This is a genomic window from Blattabacterium cuenoti (genome assembly GCF_014252015.1).
Taxonomy (GTDB): domain Bacteria; phylum Bacteroidota; class Bacteroidia; order Flavobacteriales; family Blattabacteriaceae; genus Blattabacterium; species Blattabacterium cuenoti_U.
In genome coordinates this window covers 401,211-421,359 of record NZ_CP059206.1, presented here as the reverse complement: position 1 = coordinate 421,359, position 20,149 = coordinate 401,211, and the positions used below count along the sequence as shown (strand labels likewise).

Genomic DNA, 20,149 nt, shown 5'->3' with positions numbered 1-20,149 from the left:
CTTTATTAAAAAGAATAACAATATTATATAATAAGAAATTTTATTTCTTTATGATAAAAAAAATGTAATCTATTATTAAATTCAATTACCAAAAATCCTTGATCTGTTATAGATCGTATTATTCCAACAATATAATTTTTTGTTTTATAAATATAAAAAAGAGAGATTATATCTTTTAAATATAAATGATCTATATAATATTCTCGTATGAATTTTTCTCCATTTTTTGTAAAAATGAGATACTCTTTTTGTATGAAATATATAATATTATGAAGAAGGTAATCTAAATCAAAGTTTATATTAAAAATCTTTTCTAAAGAAGAAGCATTCCATCCTTCTTTTAATTGTTTTTGATAAACATTTAAACCTATACCAACAATAATAGTATGAACTTTTTTTAAAAAAAAACTATTTTCTATTAAAATTCCACTTACTTTTTTATTATTTATGATTATATCATTAGGCCATTTAATCCAAATTTGTTCTTTATTTTTTTTATTATAATATTCAGACAAAAATTTATGCATAGCATTGCTTATAATAATATTTATGATATATATTTTTTTTATATATAAAGTATTAATAGGTCTAAAAACAATACTAAAAGTCAAATCCCTTTTTTTTTCTGTATACCATGAATTTTTATTCATCCCTATTCCTTTAGTTTGATTCATTGTCCAAATGACTATCCAATTATATTTATTGTAATGAATATATTTTTTAGCATACAGATTGGTAGAATCAATTTCATTTAATATAATTAGATTTATAGGCCAAATAAATTTTTTCAAAATGTTTTATAAATATTTTATATTGGAAAATTTAACTTCTTTAAAACGAAAACCTTATTTTTGTTTTTTGAAATAAATTTAATAAAAGAAATATTTACTTATTTTATTAATAAATAATTTTTGTTTTGTTATTAGATCAAATCATAGAAGGGATTCAAATGGTTAAAGGGAAGGATATATCTGTTATAAATTTTAAAAATAGAAAAAACTTTATTTGTGATTATTTTGTTATTTGTAATGGATCTTCTCATAATCAAGTGTATGCTATTTTTCAATCTATAGAAAGAATTACAATTGAAAAATTACAGAAAAAACCTTGGCATGTAGAAGGATTGAAAAATAGAGAATGGATTTTAGTTGATTATATTTCTATTGTTGTTCATATTTTTCAAAAAAAGCTAAGATTATATTATGATATAGAAGATCTTTGGAATTCAAATTTATAAAAATATAATTCAGGTTTTTATTTAATGGATAAACCTATATGATAGATAAAAAAATAAAAAGTAAAAATAACTTTTTTTGGGTATATGCAGTCATATTTGCTATACTTTTAGGAATATTTTTTTTTAAATCTTCTTTTTCTAATCCAAGAAAAATAGATCAGGATACTTTTTTTGATATTTTATCGAGAGGAAAAGTTCAGAAAATTATAGTAAAACATAAAGAAATAGTATATGTTTATCTTAAAAAAGAATTTCTTAATGATGATAATCCTACTCAAAATAGTATTAAAAATAATGAAAATGAAAAAAGGTTTATCTCTCAACCATTGCAATATGAATTTGAAATAGGAGATTTGCAATTTTTTCAAAAAAAATTTGAAGAGTATAAAAAAAAATACGATTTAAATACTATTATTGATTTTAAAAATCAACAAGAATATACCATTACCAAATTTTTCTTTGACTATGGTATATTTTTTATATTATTAATCATTTTTTGGATCTTTTTATTTAGAAGAATAGGATCTACTAGTGGAGGACCTGGAAGTCAAATATTTAATATAGGAAAATCTAGGGCAAAATTATTTGACGAAAACGATAATGTAAAAATAACATTTAAAGATGTGGCTGGTTTAGAAGGTGCTAAAGAAGAAGTTCAAGAAATCGTGGAATTTTTAAAAAGTCCTCAAAAATATACTAAACTTGGAGGAAAAATCCCTAAAGGAGCTTTATTGATAGGGCCACCAGGGACAGGAAAAACTTTACTAGCAAAAGCTGTAGCTGGAGAGGCAAAAGTTCCATTTTTTTCTTTATCAGGATCTGATTTTGTAGAAATGTTTGTAGGTGTGGGGGCATCTAGGGTAAGAGATTTATTTGAAAAAGCTAAAGAAAAATCTCCGTGTATAATATTTATTGATGAAATAGATGCTATAGGAAGAGCTCGTGGAAAAAGTAGTATAGCTGGAGCAAATGATGAAAGAGAAAATACTTTAAATCAACTTTTAACAGAAATGGATGGATTTGGAACTCACACTAATGTAATTGTATTAGCCGCTACCAATAGATCTGATATTTTAGATAAAGCTTTACTTCGTCCTGGACGTTTCGATCGTACTATATTAGTGGATCCACCTGAATTAAATGAAAGAAAAGAGATATTTCGTGTTCATCTCAAAAAATTAATATTATCTAATAATGTAGATATAGATTTTTTATCTAGACAAACTCCAGGATTTAGTGGAGCAGATATCGCCAATGTTTGTAATGAATCTGCACTTATTGCTGCAAGAAAAGATAGATCTCAAATAGAAAATCAAGATTTTCTTGATGCAATAGATCGTATTATTGGAGGTTTAGAAAAAAAGAACAAAATTATAAAACCAAATGAAAAAAAACGAATTGCTTATCATGAAGCTGGACATGCTACAATTAGTTGGTTATTAGAACATGCAGCTCCTTTAGTCAAAGTAACTATAGTTCCAAGAGGAAGATCTTTGGGATCCGCATGGTATTTACCAGAGGAAAGACAATTAACGACACCAGAACAAATGAAAGATGAAATATGTGCATTGTTAGCGGGAAGGTCTGCTGAAGAAATAATTTTTAGTAGTATTTCTACTGGAGCATTGAATGATTTAGAAAGAGTAACTAAACAAGCTCAATCAATGGTAGCTATTTTTGGATTGAATGAAAAAATTGGAAATGTTTCTTATTATGATTCTACAGGACAAAACGAATTTTCTTTTTCCAAACCTTATAGTGAAAAAACAGCTCAAATTATAGATGAAGAAATATCTAAAATTATAACAGAGCAATATCAAAGAGCTAAAAAAATATTAAAAAATAATGAAAAAAAATTATCCATATTAGCCAATGAATTATTAGAAAAAGAGGTTATCTTTAGAGAAGATTTGAAAAAAATTTTTGGAGAAAGACCTTATCCTGATGAAATTGGTGATATGTTAAGTTCTGTTGGAAACATATCTTCTCCTTGAGATTTATTATTTTTATTTATTTCATGTAATGAAAAAAAAGAAAGATTTAGACTTTCTAATAAGATTTTTTACTGGTTTAATTTATGTTATTTCAATCATTTTTTCTATTGAAAAAGGGGAAAAAACTTTTAGAATAGTAATGATGATATTATCTTTTTTTTGTTTATTCGAATTTTTATTAATATTAAAAACAAATACAATTTTAATTAAAATTACTTCTTTATTTTTTTTATTTTCTATTCTTATGGACCTTTTTATAGAAAAAGAAAAAGGATTAATTCCATATATAATTTGTTTTATTCCTTATTCTATAATTTTTCTTGTTATTCAATTATTTTCTAAAAAACATTCTAGAAAAGAAAAAATAGAACAAATTAGTAATCTCATTTTTGGATTAATGTATATTACTCTTCCATTTTATTTAGCATCTTATATATACAGGTATAATGGAAAACAATTAATTTTAGGTGTATTTATCTTAATATGGACAAATGATTCTTTATCCTATTTAATAGGAAAAAAATGGGGAAAAAGAAAAATAGCTACATCTATTTCTCCTAAAAAATCAATAGAAGGAGTTGTTGGAGGTTTATTTTTTTGCTTAATGTTAGGGTTCTTATTGTACAAAATATGGGGAAAAAAATATTGGTTTATTTTATCTCTTACTGTTCCTATTTTTTCTACTATTGGAGATCTTGTAGAATCTAGTATTAAAAGATCTTATAGTGTAAAAAATTCAGGAATTTGGCTTCCTGGACATGGTGGATTTTTAGATAGATTAGATAGTTTTATTTTTGTTATTCCTATTATAGCTACTATAGTTACTAGTCTTATTTTATTTAGAAAATAAAATCATAAAAAATATTCATGATTTATTTATAAAATTTTATAATCATGATTCATAAAGAAGGAATTCCATTTTTAGGGTACTCATTGATAATAATACTATTATTGATAATTATTTTTTTCTTTTTATTATCTAGATTAATTTGTATTTTTTTATCAGTTTGTTTTATTATATTTTATCTTTTTTTAGTTTTCTTTTTTAGAAATCCAAAAAGAAATTTTTATGAAATTTATGAAAACAATTACAATAATAATAAAGAAATAGTCATTTCTCCTGCTGATGGGAAAATTTTAGATATAAAAAAAATTTTTGAAAACGAATTTTTAAATAGAAATTGCATATGTATTTCCATTTTTATGTCTCCTTTTAATGTCCATGTTAATAGATTCCCTGTTTCTGGAAAAATTATTTATGTAAAATATCATACTGGAAAATATATCATAGCTTTTCTTCCTAAATCATCATTACAAAATGAGCATACTACAACAGTAGTAGAAACAAATAAAGGAAAAAAAATATTATTTCGACAAATAGCTGGTTTTTTAGCTAGACGTATTATTATTTATGCAAAAAAAAATTCCATAGTAAAAAAAGGAGATGAATTTGGATTTATTAAATTTGGATCTAGAGTAGATGTATTCTTACCACTAAACTCTATAATTTTAGTGAAAAAGGGAGAAAAAGTTACTGGAGGAGAAACTAAAATTTCTATTATTCCATTATAATAGACTCCCTTTCTCAACTTTTTTATTTTACTTCTTCATAATCTACATCTTGTACATTTTCATTTCCTTTACTACTTTTTTCTTCATTTTCTTTATTATTTGATGGGTTATTTTTGTTTGTATCCCCTGTATAAATTTCTTGAGAAGCATTAGTCCAAGCTTCTTCCAATTTTTTCATATAATTATCAATAGAAGTGAAGTCTTTGTTAGAATGAGCTTTTTTTAATTTATCTAAAGAATCTTCTATATTTTTTTTATTATTTTCAGACAATTTATTTCCGTAATCTTTCAATTGCTTTTCAGATTGGAAAATCTGATTATCTGCAGCATTTAATTTTTCAATTTCTTTTTTTATTTTATCATCTTTTTGAGCATTTTCTTTTGCTTCTTTTTTCATTTTTTCTATTTCTTCTTGATTTAAACCTGAAGAGGTTTCAATACGTATAGATTGTTCTTTTCCTGTTCCTTTATCTTTTGCAGAAACATGAAGAATTCCATTAGCATCTATATCAAAAGTTACTTCTATTTGTGGGATACCTCTAGGTGCTGGAGGTATATCTACTAAATCAAACCTCCCTATTTCTTTATTATCATTGAACATCGGCCTTTCCCCTTGTCCTACACGTATAGTTACAGCCGATTGATTATCAGATGCTGTAGAAAAAGTTTCTGATTTTTTAGTAGGAATTGTTGTATTAGATTCAATAAGTTTGGTAAAAACTCCTCCTAAAGTTTCAATTCCTAAAGATAAAGGAGTAACATCTAATAACAATACATTTTGTACATCTCCTGTTAATACTCCGCCTTGTATCGCTGCTCCAATAGCTACGACTTCATCTGGATTAACTCCTTTAGATGGTTTTTTTCCAAAAAATTTTTCCACTTCTTCTTGCACTTTTGGTATACGAGTAGAGCCTCCTACTAAAATTACCTCATCTATATCTTTAGTTGTTAAATTTGCATCTTCCAATGCTTTAGAACAAGGGTTAATAGAACGTTGTATCAACTTTTCTGACAATTGTTCAAATTTTGACCGAATTAGAGTTAAAACTAAATGTTTTGGACCTGATTCTGTTGCTGTAATATAAGGAAGATTTATTTCTGTTTGATTTGAGGAAGATAGTTCTATTTTAGCTTTTTCAGACGCTTCTTTCAAACGTTGTAAAGCCATAGGATCCTTTCTTAAATCTAATCCTTCTTTGAATTTAAATTCATCTGCTAAATAATTAATAATAACTTGATCAAAATCATCCCCTCCTAAATGGGTATCACCATTAGTGGATAGAACCTCAAAAACACCATCTCCTAATTCCAGGATAGAAACATCAAAAGTTCCTCCTCCCAAATCATACACAACTATTTTTTTGTTTTGATTACTTTTATCTAAACCATAAGCTAAAGCAGCCGCGGTAGGTTCATTTATAATTCTCTCTACTTTCAATCCAGCTATTTCTCCAGCTTCTTTAGTTGCTTGTCTTTGTGCATCATTAAAATAAGCAGGAACTGTAATTACAGCTCTAGTCACTTCTTCTCCCAGATAATCTTCAGCTGTTTTTTTCATTTTTTGTAAAATCATTGCAGATATTTCTTGGGGAGCGTATAATCTTTTTTCTATATCAACACGAGGAGTATTATTCCCTCCTTTTATAACTTTATAAGGAACATGTTTCAATTCTTCAGTTACTTCTGAATACATTCTTCCCATAAATCGTTTGATAGAAAAAATAGTTTTTTGCGGATTAGTTACTGCTTGTCTTTTAGCAGGATCTCCTATTTTTCTTTCTCCTCCTTCTACAAAAGCTACTATAGACGGAGTTGTTCTTTTTCCTTCTGAATTAGGAATAACAACAGGATCATTTATTTCCATAACGGCAACACAAGAATTTGTTGTTCCTAAATCAATACCTATAATTTTACTCATTTTTATTACGTTTTTTCATATATTAATTTCACTCAATAGCACTCCAATCATTATGCCATAATGGAAATAAAACCTTTATAAATAAAGGGAATAGGAAGTATGACAATAAAAAGCTTTTATAAAAAATTTTTTTTATGACAAAAAGTCATTCATTAAAAATTTTAAAATTTCTTATATTGATTCCAAAATCAAATAATATGGACTCTTTGAGTTTAAAAACTATTTCAGCTAAAAAAGATTACGTAGTAAAATCAAAATCATGGATAATAATAGATGCAACTAATCAAATTTTGGGTAGATTATCTACTAAAATTGCTTGTATTATAATGGGAAAACATAAACCTTTTTTTTCTTCACATATAAATTGCGGAGATCATGTCATCGTTATTAATTCTAATAAAATTAAACTTACTGGAAAAAAATGTAATGATAAAAAATATATCCATTATACCGGTTATCCAGGTGGTCAGAAAATAATTTCTATTAAAAATTTATTCAATAAAGATTCAAGAAATATAATATATAAATCAGTCAAAGGAATGCTACCTAAAAATCGTTTGGGGCGTTCAATATTTAAAAATTTACATGTGTATCCAGAATCTGAACACAAACATAAAGCTCAGAACCCTAGTTTATTAAAACTAAACAAATTATGATACATACCATAGGAAGAAGAAAAAGATCTTTAGCTCGGATATATTTAAAATTAGGAAATGGATCAATAACTATTAATTCTAAAAAATTAAATCAATATTTTCCAAAATATATTCATCATAAAATATTGTATCCTATTGATATAATAGAAAAGTTAGATGAATTTGATATCAATATAAAAGTTTTTGGAGGTGGATTTAACGGTCAAGCTGAAGCAATTCGTCTCGCTATATCTCGTGCGCTTTGTAAATATGATATAAAAAACAGAAAAAAGTTAAAAGCTGAAGGATTATTAACTCGTGATTCTAGAGAAGTGGAAAGAAAAAAATTTGGTCAAAAAAAAGCTAGAAAAAAGTATCAATTTTCAAAACGTTAGAAAAATTAAATTAGGAAAATATAATGAAAATCAATACTCAAGATTTATTGAAAGCTGGGGTTCATTTTGGACATATTGCAAGAAAATGGAACCCAAATATGCGTCCTTTTATTTTTATGAAAAAAGGAGGAATTCATATTATAGATTTAGCAAAAACAATTTCAAAATTGGAAGAAGCCTGTAATGAATTAAAAAAAATTGCAATAACTGGAAAAAAAATTCTATTAGTAGGAACAAAGGCTCAAGCTAGAGAAAAAGTTTATCATTATGCAAAAAGTGTAAATATGCCTTGCATAACAGAAAGATGGTTAGGAGGATTACTCACGAATTTTACAACAATTCGTAAGTCCGTAAAAAAAATGAATAATATAGAAAAAATGAAAAAAAATGGGACTTTCGATACTTTATCTAAAAAAGAAAGATTACTAATTGATAGACTATATGCAAAATTATATAAAAATTTAGGAAGTATTTCAAATATGAATCACATACCAAGCGGTATTTTTTTGGTGGATCCAAATAAGGAAAAAATAGCTTTAACTGAAGCTAAAAAACTAAAAATACCTACCTTTGCTATGGTAGATACAAATACAAATCCTAATGATATTCAATATCCTATACCTTCTAATGATGATTCTTCTAAATCCATAGATATTATTTTGAAATTTGTGACAGAAGCAATTCAACATGGAACTTCTATTAATAGAAATGAACGTGAAGATAAAAATAAATAAAAATTTATGAAAATCCCTCTACATAAAATTAATAAACTTAGAAAAATGACAGGAATTGGAATTATGGATTGTAAAGAAGCATTGATGCATTCCAATGGAAATATTGATCAAGCTATTCATATTTTGAGAAAAAAAGGAGAAAAAATAGCAATTAATCGTTCTCATTTTAAAATGAAAGATGGAGCTCTTATTGCTTCTGTTAATTTCAACTATTCTTGTGGAACTATTATAGGAATTAGTTGTGAAACGGATTTTTTATCCAAAGGATCTGAGTTTTTAGGTTTTTTATCTATACTTTCGAAGCAATCTTTACTTTTTAATAATAAAATCGATTTTTTATCTAGTTCATATAATGAATATGATAGTATACAAGAAATGATTGTAAATAAAATGGGAGTTGTAGGAGAAAAATTGGAATTAAAAATTTTTGAAAAAATCAATTCTCCATTTGTAATAAATTATACTCATAATACTAATAAGATTGCAACATTAGTTGGTTTTTCTACTAAAATAAATATGTCTATAGCTAAGGATATAGCAATGCATGTAGCTGCTATGAATCCTATAGCTATTGATGAAAAAGAAATTCCCAGTCTATTAATAAACGAAGAAATTGAAATTATTAAAGATCAAGTTAAAAAGGAAAATAAGCCTGATTCTGTCATAAAAAAAATAATTCAAGGAAAAATTAAAAAGTTTATTTCAGAAAATACTCTTCTTAATCAAAAGTTTATAAAAAATACTAATATAACTATTCAAGAATATTTAGATAAATATGACAAAAATTTGAAAATAAATATTTTTAAAAGAGTAAGTATTTAATTTTTGAAATTAAATGAAAAGATTAATGTTAATAATTTTGGACGGTTGGGGCCTTACTACTTCACAAAATTATTATTTTTCTGCAATAGAACAAGCTAATACTCCATTTATTAATTTTTGCTATAAAAATTATCCTTCTAGTAAATTAGAAGCATCAGGATATCATGTTGGATTACCTAAAGGACAAATGGGAAACTCGGAAGTAGGTCATATTAATTTAGGATCTGGACGTAAAGTACCTCAAAGTTTAGAGAAAATTAATATTTCCATAAAAAATAATTCATTTAGAGAAAAAGTAGATGTTCTTTTTAATGAAGTTTTTATTTCTAAAAAAAGAATTCATTTTATTGGATTATTATCTGATGGTGGAGTTCATTCACATATGAATCATCTTTTTTATTTGCTTAAAATAGCTTATAAAAAAAAAATAAAAGATGTTTTTATACATGTTTTTACAGATGGAAGAGATTCTTCTCCAAAAAGAAGTATTTTTTATATAAAAGAACTTTTAAATGTAACTAAACAATATGTTGGAACATTATGCTCTGTTATTGGAAGATATTATTCTATGGATCGTGATCAAAAATGGGAAAGAACTAAAAAAGCATATGATGTAATGGTTAATTCAAAAGGAATTTATACTAAAAACATAATTTCGTCTATAGAAGAATTTTATAATAAAGGAGTAACAGATGAATTTTTATCTCCTTTAGTAATTGTTGATGAAAATGAAGTTCCTATTTCAAAAATTAAAAATGGAGATGTTGTTTTTTGTTTTAACTTTCGTCCTGATCGTTCGAGGCAGATTACAGAGCTTTTAATAGGATACAATACCCCTTTTTCAGAAATGAAAAAATTAGACTTATCTTATTATATAACTATGACTTGTTTTAATCCTAAATATAAGGGAGTTCATGTTCTTTTTAAAAAAGAATATTTATCAGATACTTTAGGTGAAATTTTAGAAAAAGAAGGAAAACAACAAATACGTATAGCTGAAACAGAAAAATATCCACATGTAACTTTTTTTTTCTCGGGGGGAAGAGAGACACCTTTTAATCGAGAAATAAGAATTTTATGTAAATCTCCTAAAGTTCCTACTTATGATTTAAAACCTGAAATGAGCGCAGAAAATATTGTAAAAAAAATTATTCCTGAACTAAAAAGAAAACAATCAGATTTTATTTGTCTAAATTTTGCAAATCCAGACATGGTTGGACATACTGGTAAAATGAAAGAAACAATAAAAGCATGTGAATTTGTTGATAAATGTGCGAAATATTGTTCTGAAGAAGCTATAAAAAATTCATATACAGTTATTATTGTAGGGGATCATGGAAATGCCGATTGTATGATCAATATAGACGGAACTCCTCATACTGCTCATACTACATCTTTAGTTCCTTTTATTATTTTAAATAGAGATATAAAAAAACAAGATATTTTTTTGAAAAATAAGGGAGTTTTGTCAGATGTAGCTCCCACTATTTTACAATTAATGGGATTACCTATTCCTAAAATTATGAATGGAACTTCTATTATAATAAACAAAAAATAATTGCATTTTGATACAATTGAAGACTATAGAAGAAATAATTTTAATCAAAAAAAGTGCTTTTTTAGCTTCTAAAACATTAGGAATGTTAGCTAAAGAAATAAAACCAGGAATTAATACACTTTATTTAGATAAACTTGCAGAATCTTTTATTCGTGATCATGGAGGTAAACCTGCCTTTTTAGGATTATATGATTTTCCAAATACTTTGTGTGTTTCTCCAAATCACCAAGTTGTACATGGAATTCCTAATCTAGATCCTTTATCTGATGGAGATATATTATCTATAGATTGTGGAGTTTATATGAATGGATTTTATGGAGAACATGCATATACTTTTGAAGTTGGAAGTGTTTCTTATCAAACAAAAGAATTTTTAAATTGTTCTAAAAAATCTCTTTATATTGGAATATCCAATTGTAAATATGGAAATAAGATTGGAGATATCGGATATTCAATTCAATCTTTTATTGAAAAAAATGGTTATAATGTAGTAAAAGACCTTGTGGGTCATGGGCTGGGAAAAAATATGCATGAGGATCCTCAAATACCAAATTTTGGAAAAAAAGGAAAAGGTCTTAAATTAAAAGAAGGGTTGGTTCTTTCTATAGAACCAATGGTAAATATTGGTTCATCTCAAATTTGTTTCCATAAAGATGGATGGACGGTAACCACCCTAGATAAAAAAAATTCAGCTCATTATGAACATAATGTAGCTATTGTAGACGGTTTTCCTTGTTTACTTTCAACTTTTCGTTATATTTATAAAGAACTTAATATTAAATCATTAGAAGAAAATTCTTTTCAAAATAAAAAAATACACCTTGATAATTTTTAATATTGATTAGTTTTTTTTAATTATTAAGTTTTGTAATTTATTATTAAATAGCATAATTTGCATTTTAAATATAGGATATGCCTACTATACAGCAGTTAATTAGAAAAGGTCGTACTTCTGTTTCTAAAAAACGGAAATCTATAGCATTAGAATTTTGTCCTCAAAAAAGAGGAGTATGTACTAGAGTTTATACTACCACACCAAAAAAACCTAATTCCGCTATGCGAAAAGTAGCTCGTGTTCGTTTTACAAACGGAAGAGAAGTAATTAGTTATATTACGGGAGAAGGCCATAATCTTCAAGAACATTCAATAGTATTAGTCAAAGGAGGTAGAGTCAAAGATTTACCAGGTGTGAAATATAAAGTAGTACGAGGAGCTAGAGATACGGCTGGAGTCAATGGAAGAAAAAAAAGTAGAAGTAAGTATGGAGCTAAAATAGTCAAAAAAGATTAAACTATTAATGAGAAAAATTAAAAAGAAAGAAAAAGTATATTTTCCTGATCCTAAATTTCATGATCCTCTTGTCACACGTTTTGTTAATCATTTAATGAAAAATGGAAAGAAAAATATAGCTTATAATATTTTTTATAATGCTATGAAAAAAATTGATACGATCAAGGAAAAAGAAATAAAGTCTGCATTGGAAATATGGAAAGAAGGATTAAAAAACGTCATGCCTCATGTAGAGGTTAGAAGTCGCCGTATGGGTGGATCTAATATTCAAGTTCCTGTACCTATTTCTTCTAATAGTAAAATTACAAAAGCGATGAAATTATTAATTTCCTGTGCTTCTATTAGAAATGAAAAAACAATGGCAAACAAATTAGCATATGAAATTTGGGAAGCTTTTAAAGAACAAGGCGAAGCTGTGAAAAGGAAAGAAAATATTCATAAAATGGCAGAAGCTAATAAAGCATTTTCTCATTTTAGATTTTAGTTATTTTATTTATGGAAAAAGATTTAAAATATACAAGAAACATTGGAATAGCAGCACATATTGATGCAGGAAAAACTACCACTACAGAAAGAATTTTGTTTTATACAGGTATTAATCATAAAATCGGTGAAGTTCATGATGGAGCGGCTACTATGGATTGGATGCAACAAGAACAAGAGCGTGGAATAACTATTACTTCTGCAGCTACATGTTGCGAATGGATATATAATAAGAGTAAATATCAAATTAATATTATAGATACTCCAGGACATGTGGATTTTACTGTTGAAGTAGAAAGATCTATGAGGGTATTGGACGGTATGGTAGTTTTATTTAGTGCTGTAGATGGAGTGGAACCTCAATCTGAAACTGTATGGAGACAAGCAGATAAATATGGGATTCCTAGAATAGCTTTTGTAAATAAAATGGATCGACAAGGTTCAGATTTTTTTAACGTTTGTTCTCAAATACAAAAGATTTTAGGGGCTAATTCTGTTCCTCTGCAAATTCCTATTGGAATTGGGGATGATTTTAAAGGAGTCATAGATTTGATAGAAAATCAAGCGATTATATGGGATGAAAAAAATTATGGAATGACATATAAAAAAATTCCTATTCCAGAAAATATGAGAAATATGGTTTATGATTATAAAAATCAACTTCTTGAAACATTATCCGAATATGATGATATAATAATGGAAAAATTTTTATACGGAAATTATTCTTCTATATCACAAGAGGATATTATTTTTTCTTTACGAGAAAATACAATTAAAATGAAAGTTATTCCTATTTTGTGTGGTTCTTCTTTTAAAAATAAAGGAGTTCAAGCTATTTTAGATGCTATATGTAGATATTTACCTTCTCCTCTCGAGGTAAAGGATATAGTGGGAATTAATCCTATTAATCAAAAAAAAGAAAAAAGAAAACCTAGTGAAAATGAACCTTTTTCTGCACTGGCTTTTAAAATTTCCACTGATCCTTTTGTTGGTCGTTTAGCTTTTTTTAGAGTTTATTCTGGAAAAATAGAATCAGGATCCTATAGTTTTAATGCTAGATCAGGAAATAAAGAACGTATTTCTAGGATATATCAAATGCATGCAAATAAACAAAATCCTGTAAATAAGATTGGAGCTGGAGATATAGCAGCTGTAGTCGGTTTTAAAGATATTAAAACAGGTGATACTTTATGTGATGAAAAATATCCAATTTTATTAGAAAAAATATTATTTCCTGATCCAGTAATTGGTTTAGCTATAGAACCTAAATATAAATCAGATATAGATAAAATGAGTCTAGCTTTGGCAAAGCTAATGGAAGAAGATCCAACTTTTCAAGTTAGGACAGATACTTATACAGGTCAAACCATCATTTCCGGTATGGGAGAACTTCATTTAGAAATTATTGTAGATAGGATGAAACGTGAATTTAAAGTTGAAGTAAATCAAGGAAAACCTCAAGTAGAATATAAAGAAGCTTTAACTGATTTAGTGGAACACAGAGAAATTTACAAAAAACAAACAGGAGGAAGAGGAAAATATGCAGATATATTGTTCAGATTAGAACCCGGAAATATAGGTAAATCCGGTTTAGTTTTTATTAATAAAATAAAAGGTGGAAACATTCCGAAAGAATATATACCTTCTATAGAAAAAGGTTTTAGAGAAATGATGAAAAATGGACCTTTATCTGGATATGAAATAGATAGCGCTAAGGTTACCATTTTAGATGGATCTTATCATTCCGTTGATTCTGATCAACTTTCTTTTGAATTAGCTGGAAAATTAGGGTTCAGAGAAGCAGCAAAAAAAGCAAAACCTGTTTTATTAGAACCGATTATGAAATTGGAAATTTTAATTCCAGAAGAAAATATGGGAGATATAATAGGAGATTTAAATCGTAGAAGAGGAATAGTACAAAATATGAATAATAAAAATAATGTAAAAGTAGTTCAAGCTTTAGTTCCATTGTCAGAAATGTTTGGATATGTTACAGTATTACGAACTCTTTCTTCTGGAAGAGGGACTTCTGTTATGGAATTTTCTCATTATAACACTGTTCCTGAAAATGTAATAGATAATATAATTATGGGCAATCAAAATCGAAATAAAAAAATAAAGAAATAATAGTAGAAAAATTAATATACTATGGGTCATGATATAAAAATTAAATTAAAATCTTATGATTATAATTTATTAGATAAATCGGCCGAAAGAATTGTAAATTCGGTGCTTCCCACTGGAGTGGTATTGAACGGACCAGTTCCTTTGCCTACTGAAAAAAAAATATTTACAGTATTACGTTCTCCTCATGTAAATAAAAAATCAAGAGAACAGTTTTTTCTTCCTACTCATAAAAGACTTTTACAAATTCATAATGCTTCATCTAAAACAGTAGATGCGTTGATGAAATTGGAATTGCCTAGCGGAGTAGAAGCTGAGATAAAAGTATAAAATATGCCTGGATTAATAGGAAAAAATATAGGAATGACTAGTATTTTTCTAGAAAATGGAGAAAACATTCCGTGTACAATTATACAAGTTGGTCCTTGTTACATAGTTCAGATAAAAACAATAAAAAATGATGGTTATTCTTCTATTCAATTAGGTGTAGATGAGAAAAAAATAAAAAAAACTAACAAATCTTTATTCAACCATTTTAAAAAAGCAGGATTATCTCCGAAAAAAAAATTGTTTGAATTTAAAATGAATAAAGTTTCTGATTTAGTTTTAGGAGATTTAATTAAAATAGATCTTTTTAAAGAAGGAGAATTAGTCAATATAAAAGGAATTTCTAAAGGAAAAGGGTTTCAAGGTGTAATAAAAAGACATAATTTTTCAGGAGTAGGAGAAAGAACTCATGGACAACATAATCGTTTAAGAGCTCCAGGATCAATAGGAGCTGGATCTGATCCATCACGTGTATTTAAAGGAAAAAAAATGGCTGGAAAAATGGGAAAAAAAAATGTAACCATTAAAAATTTAAAAATATTGAAAATTGATTTTGATCAAAATCTAATAATCTTAAAAGGATCTGTTCCAGGAAATAAAAATTCATATTTAATGATTCAAAAAAAAGAATGGAATTAAAAATCATAGATATTAAAGGAAATTATACTGATAAAAAAATAGAATTTCATGATAAGACTTTTTACAAAAAATCTTATAATCATTCTGTATATTTAGAAATAAAAAGATATTTATCAGCTCAACGTCAAGGAACTCATAAAACTAAAGAAAGAGGAGAACTTTCTGGAAGTACTAGAAAATTACATAGACAAAAGGGAACAGGTGGTTCTAGAAAAGGCAATATAAAAAATCCTATTTTCAGAGGAGGAGGAAGAGTTTTTGGTCCTAAGCCAAAAAAATATTTTTTTAAATTAAATAAACGTATTAAAAATATAGTCAGAAAATTTCTTATCGAGCAAAAATTAATACAAAACAAAGTTCTAATTATAGAAGATATTAAATTAAATGTTCCAAAAACCAAATTTATTTTAAATTTATTAAAATCATTACAATTGTCGAATCAAAAATCGTTAATGATAACCGGAGAAAAAGATAAAAATTTATATTTATCTTCTAGAAATTTAAAAAAATTTAAACTATTAAGTATTAATGAATTAGATTCTTTTTCGTTAATGAATTTTACATATATTATTTTTTCTGAAAATTCCATAAATCAAATTTATAAATTTTTGTCCATATAATATGATTTTAATAAAACCTTTTATTACAGAAAAATTTTACAAAATAGAAAAATATAATTGTTACATTTTTTCTGTGAATATAAATTGTGATAAAATTCTTCTTAAAAAAAAAATTAAGGAGTTATTTGGTTTTTCTATAAAAAATATAAGAACCATAATTTGTCCTAGAAAAAATAAATCTAAATATACTAAAAAAGGATTTATTTATGGAAAAACTAATAAACTAAAAAAAGTTATTGTTCAATTTTACGAAAATCAAAAAATTGATTTTTTAAATAAAAAAGAAACTTAATGTCAATAAAAAGATTAAAACCCATAACACCTGGTCAACGTTTTAGAATTGTAAATTGTTTTGATCAACTTACAACTTATAACTCTGAAAAAACTTTGGTAAAAGGAAAGTGTAAATCTGGAGGAAGAAATAATGTAGGTCGTATGACCATGCGTTATTTTGGAGGTGGACATAAAAGAAGATATAGAATAATAGATTTTAAAAGAAGAAAATTTGGAATTCCTGCTATTATAAAATCTATAGAATATGATCCTAATCGATCATCTTTTATTTCTTTACTTCATTATAAGGATGGAGAAAAAAGATATATTGTAACAATGGAAGGATTTAAAATAGGACAAGAAGTAATTTCTGGAAAAAATATACCTTTTGATATAGGAAATTCTACTTTTTTAAGTGATATCCCTTTGGGAACCAATATTTCTTGTATAGAAATGAAACCAGGACAGGGGGCTAAAATAGCAAGAAGTGCAGGGTCTTTTGCTCAATTGTTTGCAAAAGATGAAAAATACGCTACGATTAAATTTCCTTCTGGAGAAATTAGAATGATAATCGTTACTTGTATGGCTACAATTGGAATTGTTTCTAATCCTGATCATCAATTAGAGACATATGGAAAAGCAGGAAAAAAAAGACATTTAGGAAGAAGACCTAGAACACGAGGAGTCGCTATGAATCCTGTAGATCACCCTATGGGAGGAGGAGAAGGAAAAGCTTCTGGTGGTATTCCTAGAGATAGAAAAGGAAAACCTTCTAAAGGATTTAGAACTCGTTCTAAAAAGCGACATTCTGATAAATATATTTTGCAAAGAAGAAAAAAGTAAAATTTTATAATCATGGCAAGATCTTTAAAAAAAGGACCATATGTTTCTCAAACATTATATAAAAAAGTATTAAATAATATTAAATCAGATAAAAAAATTGTAATTAAAACCTGGTCTAGACCTTCCACTATTTTACCTGATTTTGTAGGTCAAACTTTTGCTGTTCATAATGGAAAACAATTTATAAATGTATATATAACAGAAAATATGATTGGCCATAAACTTGGAGAATTTGCTCCTACTCGTGTTTTTAGAGGACATGCTGGTTCTAAGAGCAAATTGAAAATAAAAAATTAGGAATATATGAAACAGGAAACTAATATGGTTTCAGCTTCTTTGAATGGAATAAGAAATTCTCCTAGAAAAATGAGATTGATAGCAAATTTAATTAGAAATAAGGAAATATATAGCGCTTTAGATATATTAACTTATAGTAGAAAAAAAAGAATTTCTTTTGTTTTCAAAAAGTTACTTCTTTCTTTATTATCTAACTGGAAAAATAAATATGATCAATTATATTCTGAAAAATCTGAAAAAAAAGAATTTTTATACATAAAAGAAGTTAGAGTGAATCAAGGGAAAACCTTAAAAAGATTACGTCCTGTTCCTCAAGGAAGAGGACATAGAATAAGAAAAAGATCAAGCAATATTATAATTTTTTTAGATAAAAAAAAAGAAATGTAATTTTTTATGGGACAAAAAACAAATCCGATTGTTAATCGTCTTGGTATTATAACAGGATGGCAATCTAGTTGGTGTAATAATTATAAAGATAGAATACAAGAAGATTTTAAAGTAAGAAGATATATAGAAGCTAGACTTCCGAAGGGAATAGTTTCTCGTATTTTTATAGAAAGAACATTAAAATTTATAACAATTACTATTAAAACGTCAAGACCGGCTCTGGTTATAGGAAAAAGAGGAGATGAAGTAGATACAATAAGAAAAGAGTTAAAAAAACTTACTAAAAAAGAAGTTCAGATTAATATTTTTGAAGTCAAACGTCCTGAATTAGATGCTCCATTAGTAGCTAAAGGATTAGTTAGACAATTAGAAAATCGTATTTCTTATAAAAAAGTAATTAAATTATCTATTCTTTCTGCTATCAGAATGAATGCTCAAGGTATAAGAATTCAAATTTCTGGTAGACTTAATGGATCAGAGATGGCAAGATGTGAAACATATAAAGAAGGAAGAATTTCTCTTGGAACTTTTCGCGCTGATGTAGATTATCATATGGCAGTAGCTCATACAGTTTATGGTAGTATAGGAATTAAAGTATGGATAATGAAAGGAGAGATATACGGAAAAAGAGAATTATCTCCATTATTGGGGATTCAAAGAAAACAAAGAAGTCATAAATCCCATTATTTTAATAGAAAAAAGAATAAATAAATTTATTAAGATTATTTTTTTTATTATATGTTACAACCGAAAAAAACAAAATATAAAAAAAAACAAAAAGGAAGAATTCGTGGAAAAGCCAAAAAAGGATTTCTTCTTTCTAGAGGATTATATGGTATTAAAGCTTTAGAAGGAGCTTGGATTACTTCTAGACAGTTAGAAGCTGCAAGAATCGCTGCTACAAGATACATGAAAAGAGAAGGAAAATTATGGATTAATATTTTTCCTGATAAACCTGCTACAAGAAAACCACAAGAAGTACGTATGGGAAAAGGAAAAGGTCCTGTTGAATTTTGGGTTTCTGTAGTAAAACCTGGTAGAATTTTATTTGAAATAGATGGAGTAGAGATGAATGTAGCTAAGGAAGCATTAAGGTTAGCAGCTCAAAAACTTCCTATAAAAATGAAATTTATTTCTTCTAATGAAATAAAATTATGAATAATTTAGATATAAAAAATTTATCAATTCATGATTTGATAAAACAAATTGATAAAGATCAAAAAGATTACCATAATATAAAATTTAATCATCATATTAAAATCATAAAAAATCCTATGAAAATTAGATTTCTTAGGAGAAGAATTGCTAGATTGAAAACTGAATATAATAAAAAGATAAATGATAAAAGAATATAAACCTGTAAAGAAAACTCGAAATATTCGTAAACAAAGACAAGGAGTAGTAGTAAGTGATAAAATGGACAAGACTATTATTGTATCTGAAATCAAGAAAGTGAAACATAAATATTATGGAAAAAGTATCAAGAAAAATAAAAAATATATGGTTCATGATGAAAAAAATATATCAAAAAATGGAGATAGAGTAAAGATTATGGAAATACGTCCTGTAAGTAAGAAAAAATGTTGGAGATTAGTTAGTGTATTAGAAAAATATAATGGATAATGTTACAGCAAGAATCTAGATGTAAAGTATCAGATAATACAGGAGCAAAAGAAGTTTTAATTATTAGAGTTTTAGGAGGTACTAAAAAGAGATATGCTTCATTGGGAGATACAATAGTAGTTACTGTAAAAATAGCTGTTCCTGGAGGAAGTACAGTTAAAAAGGGGCAAGTTTGTAAAGCTGTAGTGATTAGAACGAAAAATAGAACCAGAAGAAAAGATGGATCTTATATTAGTTTTGATGATAATGCTTGCGTATTAATTAATACTTCTGGAGAAATAATGGGAACAAGAGTTTTTGGACCAGTAGCAAGAGAATTAAGAGAAAAAGAATATATGAAAATTATTTCTTTAGCACAAGAAGTTTTATAAAAAA

The 20,149-nt window shown here is 26.5% G+C and carries 27 protein-coding genes; 25 read left to right on the top strand and 2 right to left on the bottom strand.

The genetic code is table 11. The features are described 5' to 3' along the window. Positions 1 to 23: 23 nt before the first annotated feature. A complete protein-coding gene (locus H0H50_RS02055; protein ID WP_185866975.1) occupies positions 24 to 791 on the bottom strand; it encodes a biotin--[acetyl-CoA-carboxylase] ligase in 768 nt (255 codons plus the stop codon). Between the two features lie 125 nt (positions 792 to 916). Between H0H50_RS02055 and rsfS the strand changes: the two genes are divergently transcribed. The 4 genes from rsfS to H0H50_RS02035 are packed head-to-tail and all read left to right on the top strand — an operon-like array spanning position 917 to position 4,803. Then, entirely contained in the window at positions 917 to 1,237 is a 321-nt protein-coding gene (gene rsfS / locus H0H50_RS02050) for a ribosome silencing factor (protein WP_185866974.1), read from the top strand. A 38-nt stretch (positions 1,238 to 1,275) separates the two neighbouring features. Next, positions 1,276 to 3,231: an ATP-dependent zinc metalloprotease FtsH gene (gene ftsH / locus H0H50_RS02045; protein ID WP_185866973.1), complete on the top strand. Its 1,956-nt coding sequence runs from the start codon at positions 1,276 to 1,278 to the stop codon at positions 3,229 to 3,231. 28 nt (positions 3,232 to 3,259) lie between these two features. After that, on the top strand, positions 3,260 to 4,081 hold the full coding sequence (locus tag H0H50_RS02040) for a phosphatidate cytidylyltransferase (protein WP_185866972.1): 822 nt from the start codon (positions 3,260 to 3,262) through the stop codon (positions 4,079 to 4,081). 44 nt (positions 4,082 to 4,125) lie between these two features. Then, entirely contained in the window at positions 4,126 to 4,803 is a 678-nt protein-coding gene (locus H0H50_RS02035) for a phosphatidylserine decarboxylase family protein (protein ID WP_185866971.1), read from the top strand. 22 nt (positions 4,804 to 4,825) lie between these two features. On the opposite strand, the gene dnaK is transcribed toward H0H50_RS02035, so the two are convergent. Next, positions 4,826 to 6,724 (bottom strand): molecular chaperone DnaK, encoded by a 1,899-nt coding sequence (gene dnaK, locus H0H50_RS02030; protein ID WP_185866970.1) that lies wholly within the window; start codon positions 6,722 to 6,724, stop codon positions 4,826 to 4,828. Between the two features lie 197 nt (positions 6,725 to 6,921). On the opposite strand from dnaK, the gene rplM reads away from it, so the two are divergent. The 21 genes from rplM to rplN all read left to right on the top strand — a co-directional run bounded on the left by rplM (position 6,922) and on the right by rplN (position 20,145). Then, positions 6,922 to 7,380 carry a 50S ribosomal protein L13 gene (rplM, locus tag H0H50_RS02025; protein WP_185867434.1) on the top strand — a complete coding sequence of 153 codons (459 nt, stop codon included), beginning with the start codon at positions 6,922 to 6,924 and terminating at the stop codon, positions 7,378 to 7,380. Then, entirely contained in the window at positions 7,377 to 7,754 is a 378-nt protein-coding gene (gene rpsI, locus H0H50_RS02020) for a 30S ribosomal protein S9 (protein WP_185866969.1), read from the top strand. Before rplM ends, rpsI begins: the two co-directional genes overlap by 4 nt. 23 nt (positions 7,755 to 7,777) lie before the next feature. Next, positions 7,778 to 8,488: a 30S ribosomal protein S2 gene (gene rpsB / locus H0H50_RS02015; protein WP_185866968.1), complete on the top strand. Its 711-nt coding sequence runs from the start codon at positions 7,778 to 7,780 to the stop codon at positions 8,486 to 8,488. 6 nt (positions 8,489 to 8,494) lie between these two features. Beyond that, positions 8,495 to 9,310 (top strand): translation elongation factor Ts, encoded by an 816-nt coding sequence (gene tsf, locus H0H50_RS02010; RefSeq protein ID WP_185866967.1) that lies wholly within the window; start codon positions 8,495 to 8,497, stop codon positions 9,308 to 9,310. A 13-nt stretch (positions 9,311 to 9,323) separates the two neighbouring features. After that, positions 9,324 to 10,868 carry a 2,3-bisphosphoglycerate-independent phosphoglycerate mutase gene (gene gpmI, locus H0H50_RS02005; protein WP_185866966.1) on the top strand — a complete coding sequence of 515 codons (1,545 nt, stop codon included), beginning with the start codon at positions 9,324 to 9,326 and terminating at the stop codon, positions 10,866 to 10,868. A gap of 7 nt (positions 10,869 to 10,875) precedes the next feature. Further along, entirely contained in the window at positions 10,876 to 11,703 is an 828-nt protein-coding gene (gene map / locus H0H50_RS02000) for a type I methionyl aminopeptidase (protein WP_185866965.1), read from the top strand. 77 nt (positions 11,704 to 11,780) lie between these two features. After that, the gene (gene rpsL, locus H0H50_RS01995) at positions 11,781 to 12,158 is read left to right on the top strand and encodes a 30S ribosomal protein S12 (protein WP_185866964.1); all 378 of its coding nucleotides are present in this window, start codon (positions 11,781 to 11,783) and stop codon (positions 12,156 to 12,158) included. Between the two features lie 7 nt (positions 12,159 to 12,165). Beyond that, positions 12,166 to 12,642 carry a 30S ribosomal protein S7 gene (rpsG, locus tag H0H50_RS01990; protein ID WP_185866963.1) on the top strand — a complete coding sequence of 159 codons (477 nt, stop codon included), beginning with the start codon at positions 12,166 to 12,168 and terminating at the stop codon, positions 12,640 to 12,642. Between the two features lie 11 nt (positions 12,643 to 12,653). Then, a complete protein-coding gene (fusA, locus tag H0H50_RS01985; RefSeq protein WP_185866962.1) occupies positions 12,654 to 14,768 on the top strand; it encodes an elongation factor G in 2,115 nt (704 codons plus the stop codon). 21 nt (positions 14,769 to 14,789) lie between these two features. After that, entirely contained in the window at positions 14,790 to 15,095 is a 306-nt protein-coding gene (rpsJ, locus tag H0H50_RS01980; RefSeq protein ID WP_012840772.1) for a 30S ribosomal protein S10, read from the top strand. Positions 15,096 to 15,098: 3 nt separating this feature from the next. Continuing rightward, positions 15,099 to 15,731 carry a 50S ribosomal protein L3 gene (gene rplC, locus H0H50_RS01975; protein ID WP_185866961.1) on the top strand — a complete coding sequence of 211 codons (633 nt, stop codon included), beginning with the start codon at positions 15,099 to 15,101 and terminating at the stop codon, positions 15,729 to 15,731. Further along, positions 15,722 to 16,351, top strand: a complete 630-nt coding sequence (gene rplD / locus H0H50_RS01970) for a 50S ribosomal protein L4 (RefSeq protein WP_185866960.1) — start codon at positions 15,722 to 15,724, stop codon at positions 16,349 to 16,351. The genes rplC and rplD overlap by 10 nt, the downstream gene beginning before the upstream one ends. 1 nt (position 16,352) lies before the next feature. Continuing rightward, positions 16,353 to 16,643, top strand: coding sequence for a 50S ribosomal protein L23 (gene rplW / locus H0H50_RS01965; protein WP_185866959.1), 291 nt, complete (start codon positions 16,353 to 16,355; stop codon positions 16,641 to 16,643). Then, positions 16,643 to 17,467, top strand: a complete 825-nt coding sequence (gene rplB / locus H0H50_RS01960; protein WP_185866958.1) for a 50S ribosomal protein L2 — start codon at positions 16,643 to 16,645, stop codon at positions 17,465 to 17,467. The genes rplW and rplB overlap by 1 nt, the downstream gene beginning before the upstream one ends. Positions 17,468 to 17,479: 12 nt before the next feature. Then, positions 17,480 to 17,764 carry a 30S ribosomal protein S19 gene (gene rpsS / locus H0H50_RS01955; RefSeq protein WP_185866957.1) on the top strand — a complete coding sequence of 95 codons (285 nt, stop codon included), beginning with the start codon at positions 17,480 to 17,482 and terminating at the stop codon, positions 17,762 to 17,764. A 6-nt stretch (positions 17,765 to 17,770) separates the two neighbouring features. Beyond that, entirely contained in the window at positions 17,771 to 18,151 is a 381-nt protein-coding gene (locus H0H50_RS01950; RefSeq protein ID WP_185866956.1) for a large ribosomal subunit protein uL22, read from the top strand. A gap of 6 nt (positions 18,152 to 18,157) precedes the next feature. Beyond that, positions 18,158 to 18,862: a 30S ribosomal protein S3 gene (gene rpsC, locus H0H50_RS01945; RefSeq protein ID WP_185866955.1), complete on the top strand. Its 705-nt coding sequence runs from the start codon at positions 18,158 to 18,160 to the stop codon at positions 18,860 to 18,862. Positions 18,863 to 18,889: 27 nt separating this feature from the next. Continuing rightward, positions 18,890 to 19,309, top strand: a complete 420-nt coding sequence (gene rplP, locus H0H50_RS01940) for a 50S ribosomal protein L16 (protein ID WP_185866954.1) — start codon at positions 18,890 to 18,892, stop codon at positions 19,307 to 19,309. Further along, positions 19,306 to 19,506 (top strand): 50S ribosomal protein L29, encoded by a 201-nt coding sequence (rpmC, locus tag H0H50_RS01935; protein ID WP_185866953.1) that lies wholly within the window; start codon positions 19,306 to 19,308, stop codon positions 19,504 to 19,506. Before rplP ends, rpmC begins: the two co-directional genes overlap by 4 nt. Continuing rightward, entirely contained in the window at positions 19,490 to 19,774 is a 285-nt protein-coding gene (gene rpsQ, locus H0H50_RS01930) for a 30S ribosomal protein S17 (RefSeq protein ID WP_185866952.1), read from the top strand. Before rpmC ends, rpsQ begins: the two co-directional genes overlap by 17 nt. Beyond that, positions 19,774 to 20,145, top strand: a complete 372-nt coding sequence (rplN, locus tag H0H50_RS01925; protein WP_185866951.1) for a 50S ribosomal protein L14 — start codon at positions 19,774 to 19,776, stop codon at positions 20,143 to 20,145. The genes rpsQ and rplN overlap by 1 nt, the downstream gene beginning before the upstream one ends. The last annotated feature ends 4 nt before the right edge of the window (positions 20,146 to 20,149 follow it).

What these genes read in the sequence shown, in the direction of transcription:
- ftsH (WP_185866973.1), top strand. Translation starts at nt 1,276, where the DNA reads ATGATAGATAAAAAAATAAAAAGTAAAAATAACTTTTTTTGGGTATAT.
- H0H50_RS02040 (WP_185866972.1), top strand. Translation starts at nt 3,260, where the DNA reads ATGAAAAAAAAGAAAGATTTAGACTTTCTAATAAGATTTTTTACTGGT.
- H0H50_RS02035 (WP_185866971.1), top strand. Translation starts at nt 4,126, where the DNA reads ATGATTCATAAAGAAGGAATTCCATTTTTAGGGTACTCATTGATAATA.
- dnaK (WP_185866970.1), bottom strand. Translation starts at nt 6,724, where the DNA reads ATGAGTAAAATTATAGGTATTGATTTAGGAACAACAAATTCTTGTGTT.
- rplM (WP_185867434.1), top strand. Translation starts at nt 6,922, where the DNA reads ATGGACTCTTTGAGTTTAAAAACTATTTCAGCTAAAAAAGATTACGTA.
- rpsI (WP_185866969.1), top strand. Translation starts at nt 7,377, where the DNA reads ATGATACATACCATAGGAAGAAGAAAAAGATCTTTAGCTCGGATATAT.
- rpsB (WP_185866968.1), top strand. Translation starts at nt 7,778, where the DNA reads ATGAAAATCAATACTCAAGATTTATTGAAAGCTGGGGTTCATTTTGGA.
- tsf (WP_185866967.1), top strand. Translation starts at nt 8,495, where the DNA reads ATGAAAATCCCTCTACATAAAATTAATAAACTTAGAAAAATGACAGGA.
- gpmI (WP_185866966.1), top strand. Translation starts at nt 9,324, where the DNA reads ATGAAAAGATTAATGTTAATAATTTTGGACGGTTGGGGCCTTACTACT.
- rpsL (WP_185866964.1), top strand. Translation starts at nt 11,781, where the DNA reads ATGCCTACTATACAGCAGTTAATTAGAAAAGGTCGTACTTCTGTTTCT.
- rpsG (WP_185866963.1), top strand. Translation starts at nt 12,166, where the DNA reads ATGAGAAAAATTAAAAAGAAAGAAAAAGTATATTTTCCTGATCCTAAA.
- fusA (WP_185866962.1), top strand. Translation starts at nt 12,654, where the DNA reads ATGGAAAAAGATTTAAAATATACAAGAAACATTGGAATAGCAGCACAT.
- rpsJ (WP_012840772.1), top strand. Translation starts at nt 14,790, where the DNA reads ATGGGTCATGATATAAAAATTAAATTAAAATCTTATGATTATAATTTA.
- rplC (WP_185866961.1), top strand. Translation starts at nt 15,099, where the DNA reads ATGCCTGGATTAATAGGAAAAAATATAGGAATGACTAGTATTTTTCTA.
- rplD (WP_185866960.1), top strand. Translation starts at nt 15,722, where the DNA reads ATGGAATTAAAAATCATAGATATTAAAGGAAATTATACTGATAAAAAA.
- rplW (WP_185866959.1), top strand. Translation starts at nt 16,353, where the DNA reads ATGATTTTAATAAAACCTTTTATTACAGAAAAATTTTACAAAATAGAA.
- rplB (WP_185866958.1), top strand. Translation starts at nt 16,643, where the DNA reads ATGTCAATAAAAAGATTAAAACCCATAACACCTGGTCAACGTTTTAGA.
- rpsS (WP_185866957.1), top strand. Translation starts at nt 17,480, where the DNA reads ATGGCAAGATCTTTAAAAAAAGGACCATATGTTTCTCAAACATTATAT.
- H0H50_RS01950 (WP_185866956.1), top strand. Translation starts at nt 17,771, where the DNA reads ATGAAACAGGAAACTAATATGGTTTCAGCTTCTTTGAATGGAATAAGA.
- rpsC (WP_185866955.1), top strand. Translation starts at nt 18,158, where the DNA reads ATGGGACAAAAAACAAATCCGATTGTTAATCGTCTTGGTATTATAACA.
- rplP (WP_185866954.1), top strand. Translation starts at nt 18,890, where the DNA reads ATGTTACAACCGAAAAAAACAAAATATAAAAAAAAACAAAAAGGAAGA.
- rpmC (WP_185866953.1), top strand. Translation starts at nt 19,306, where the DNA reads ATGAATAATTTAGATATAAAAAATTTATCAATTCATGATTTGATAAAA.
- rpsQ (WP_185866952.1), top strand. Translation starts at nt 19,490, where the DNA reads ATGATAAAAGAATATAAACCTGTAAAGAAAACTCGAAATATTCGTAAA.
- rplN (WP_185866951.1), top strand. Translation starts at nt 19,774, where the DNA reads ATGTTACAGCAAGAATCTAGATGTAAAGTATCAGATAATACAGGAGCA.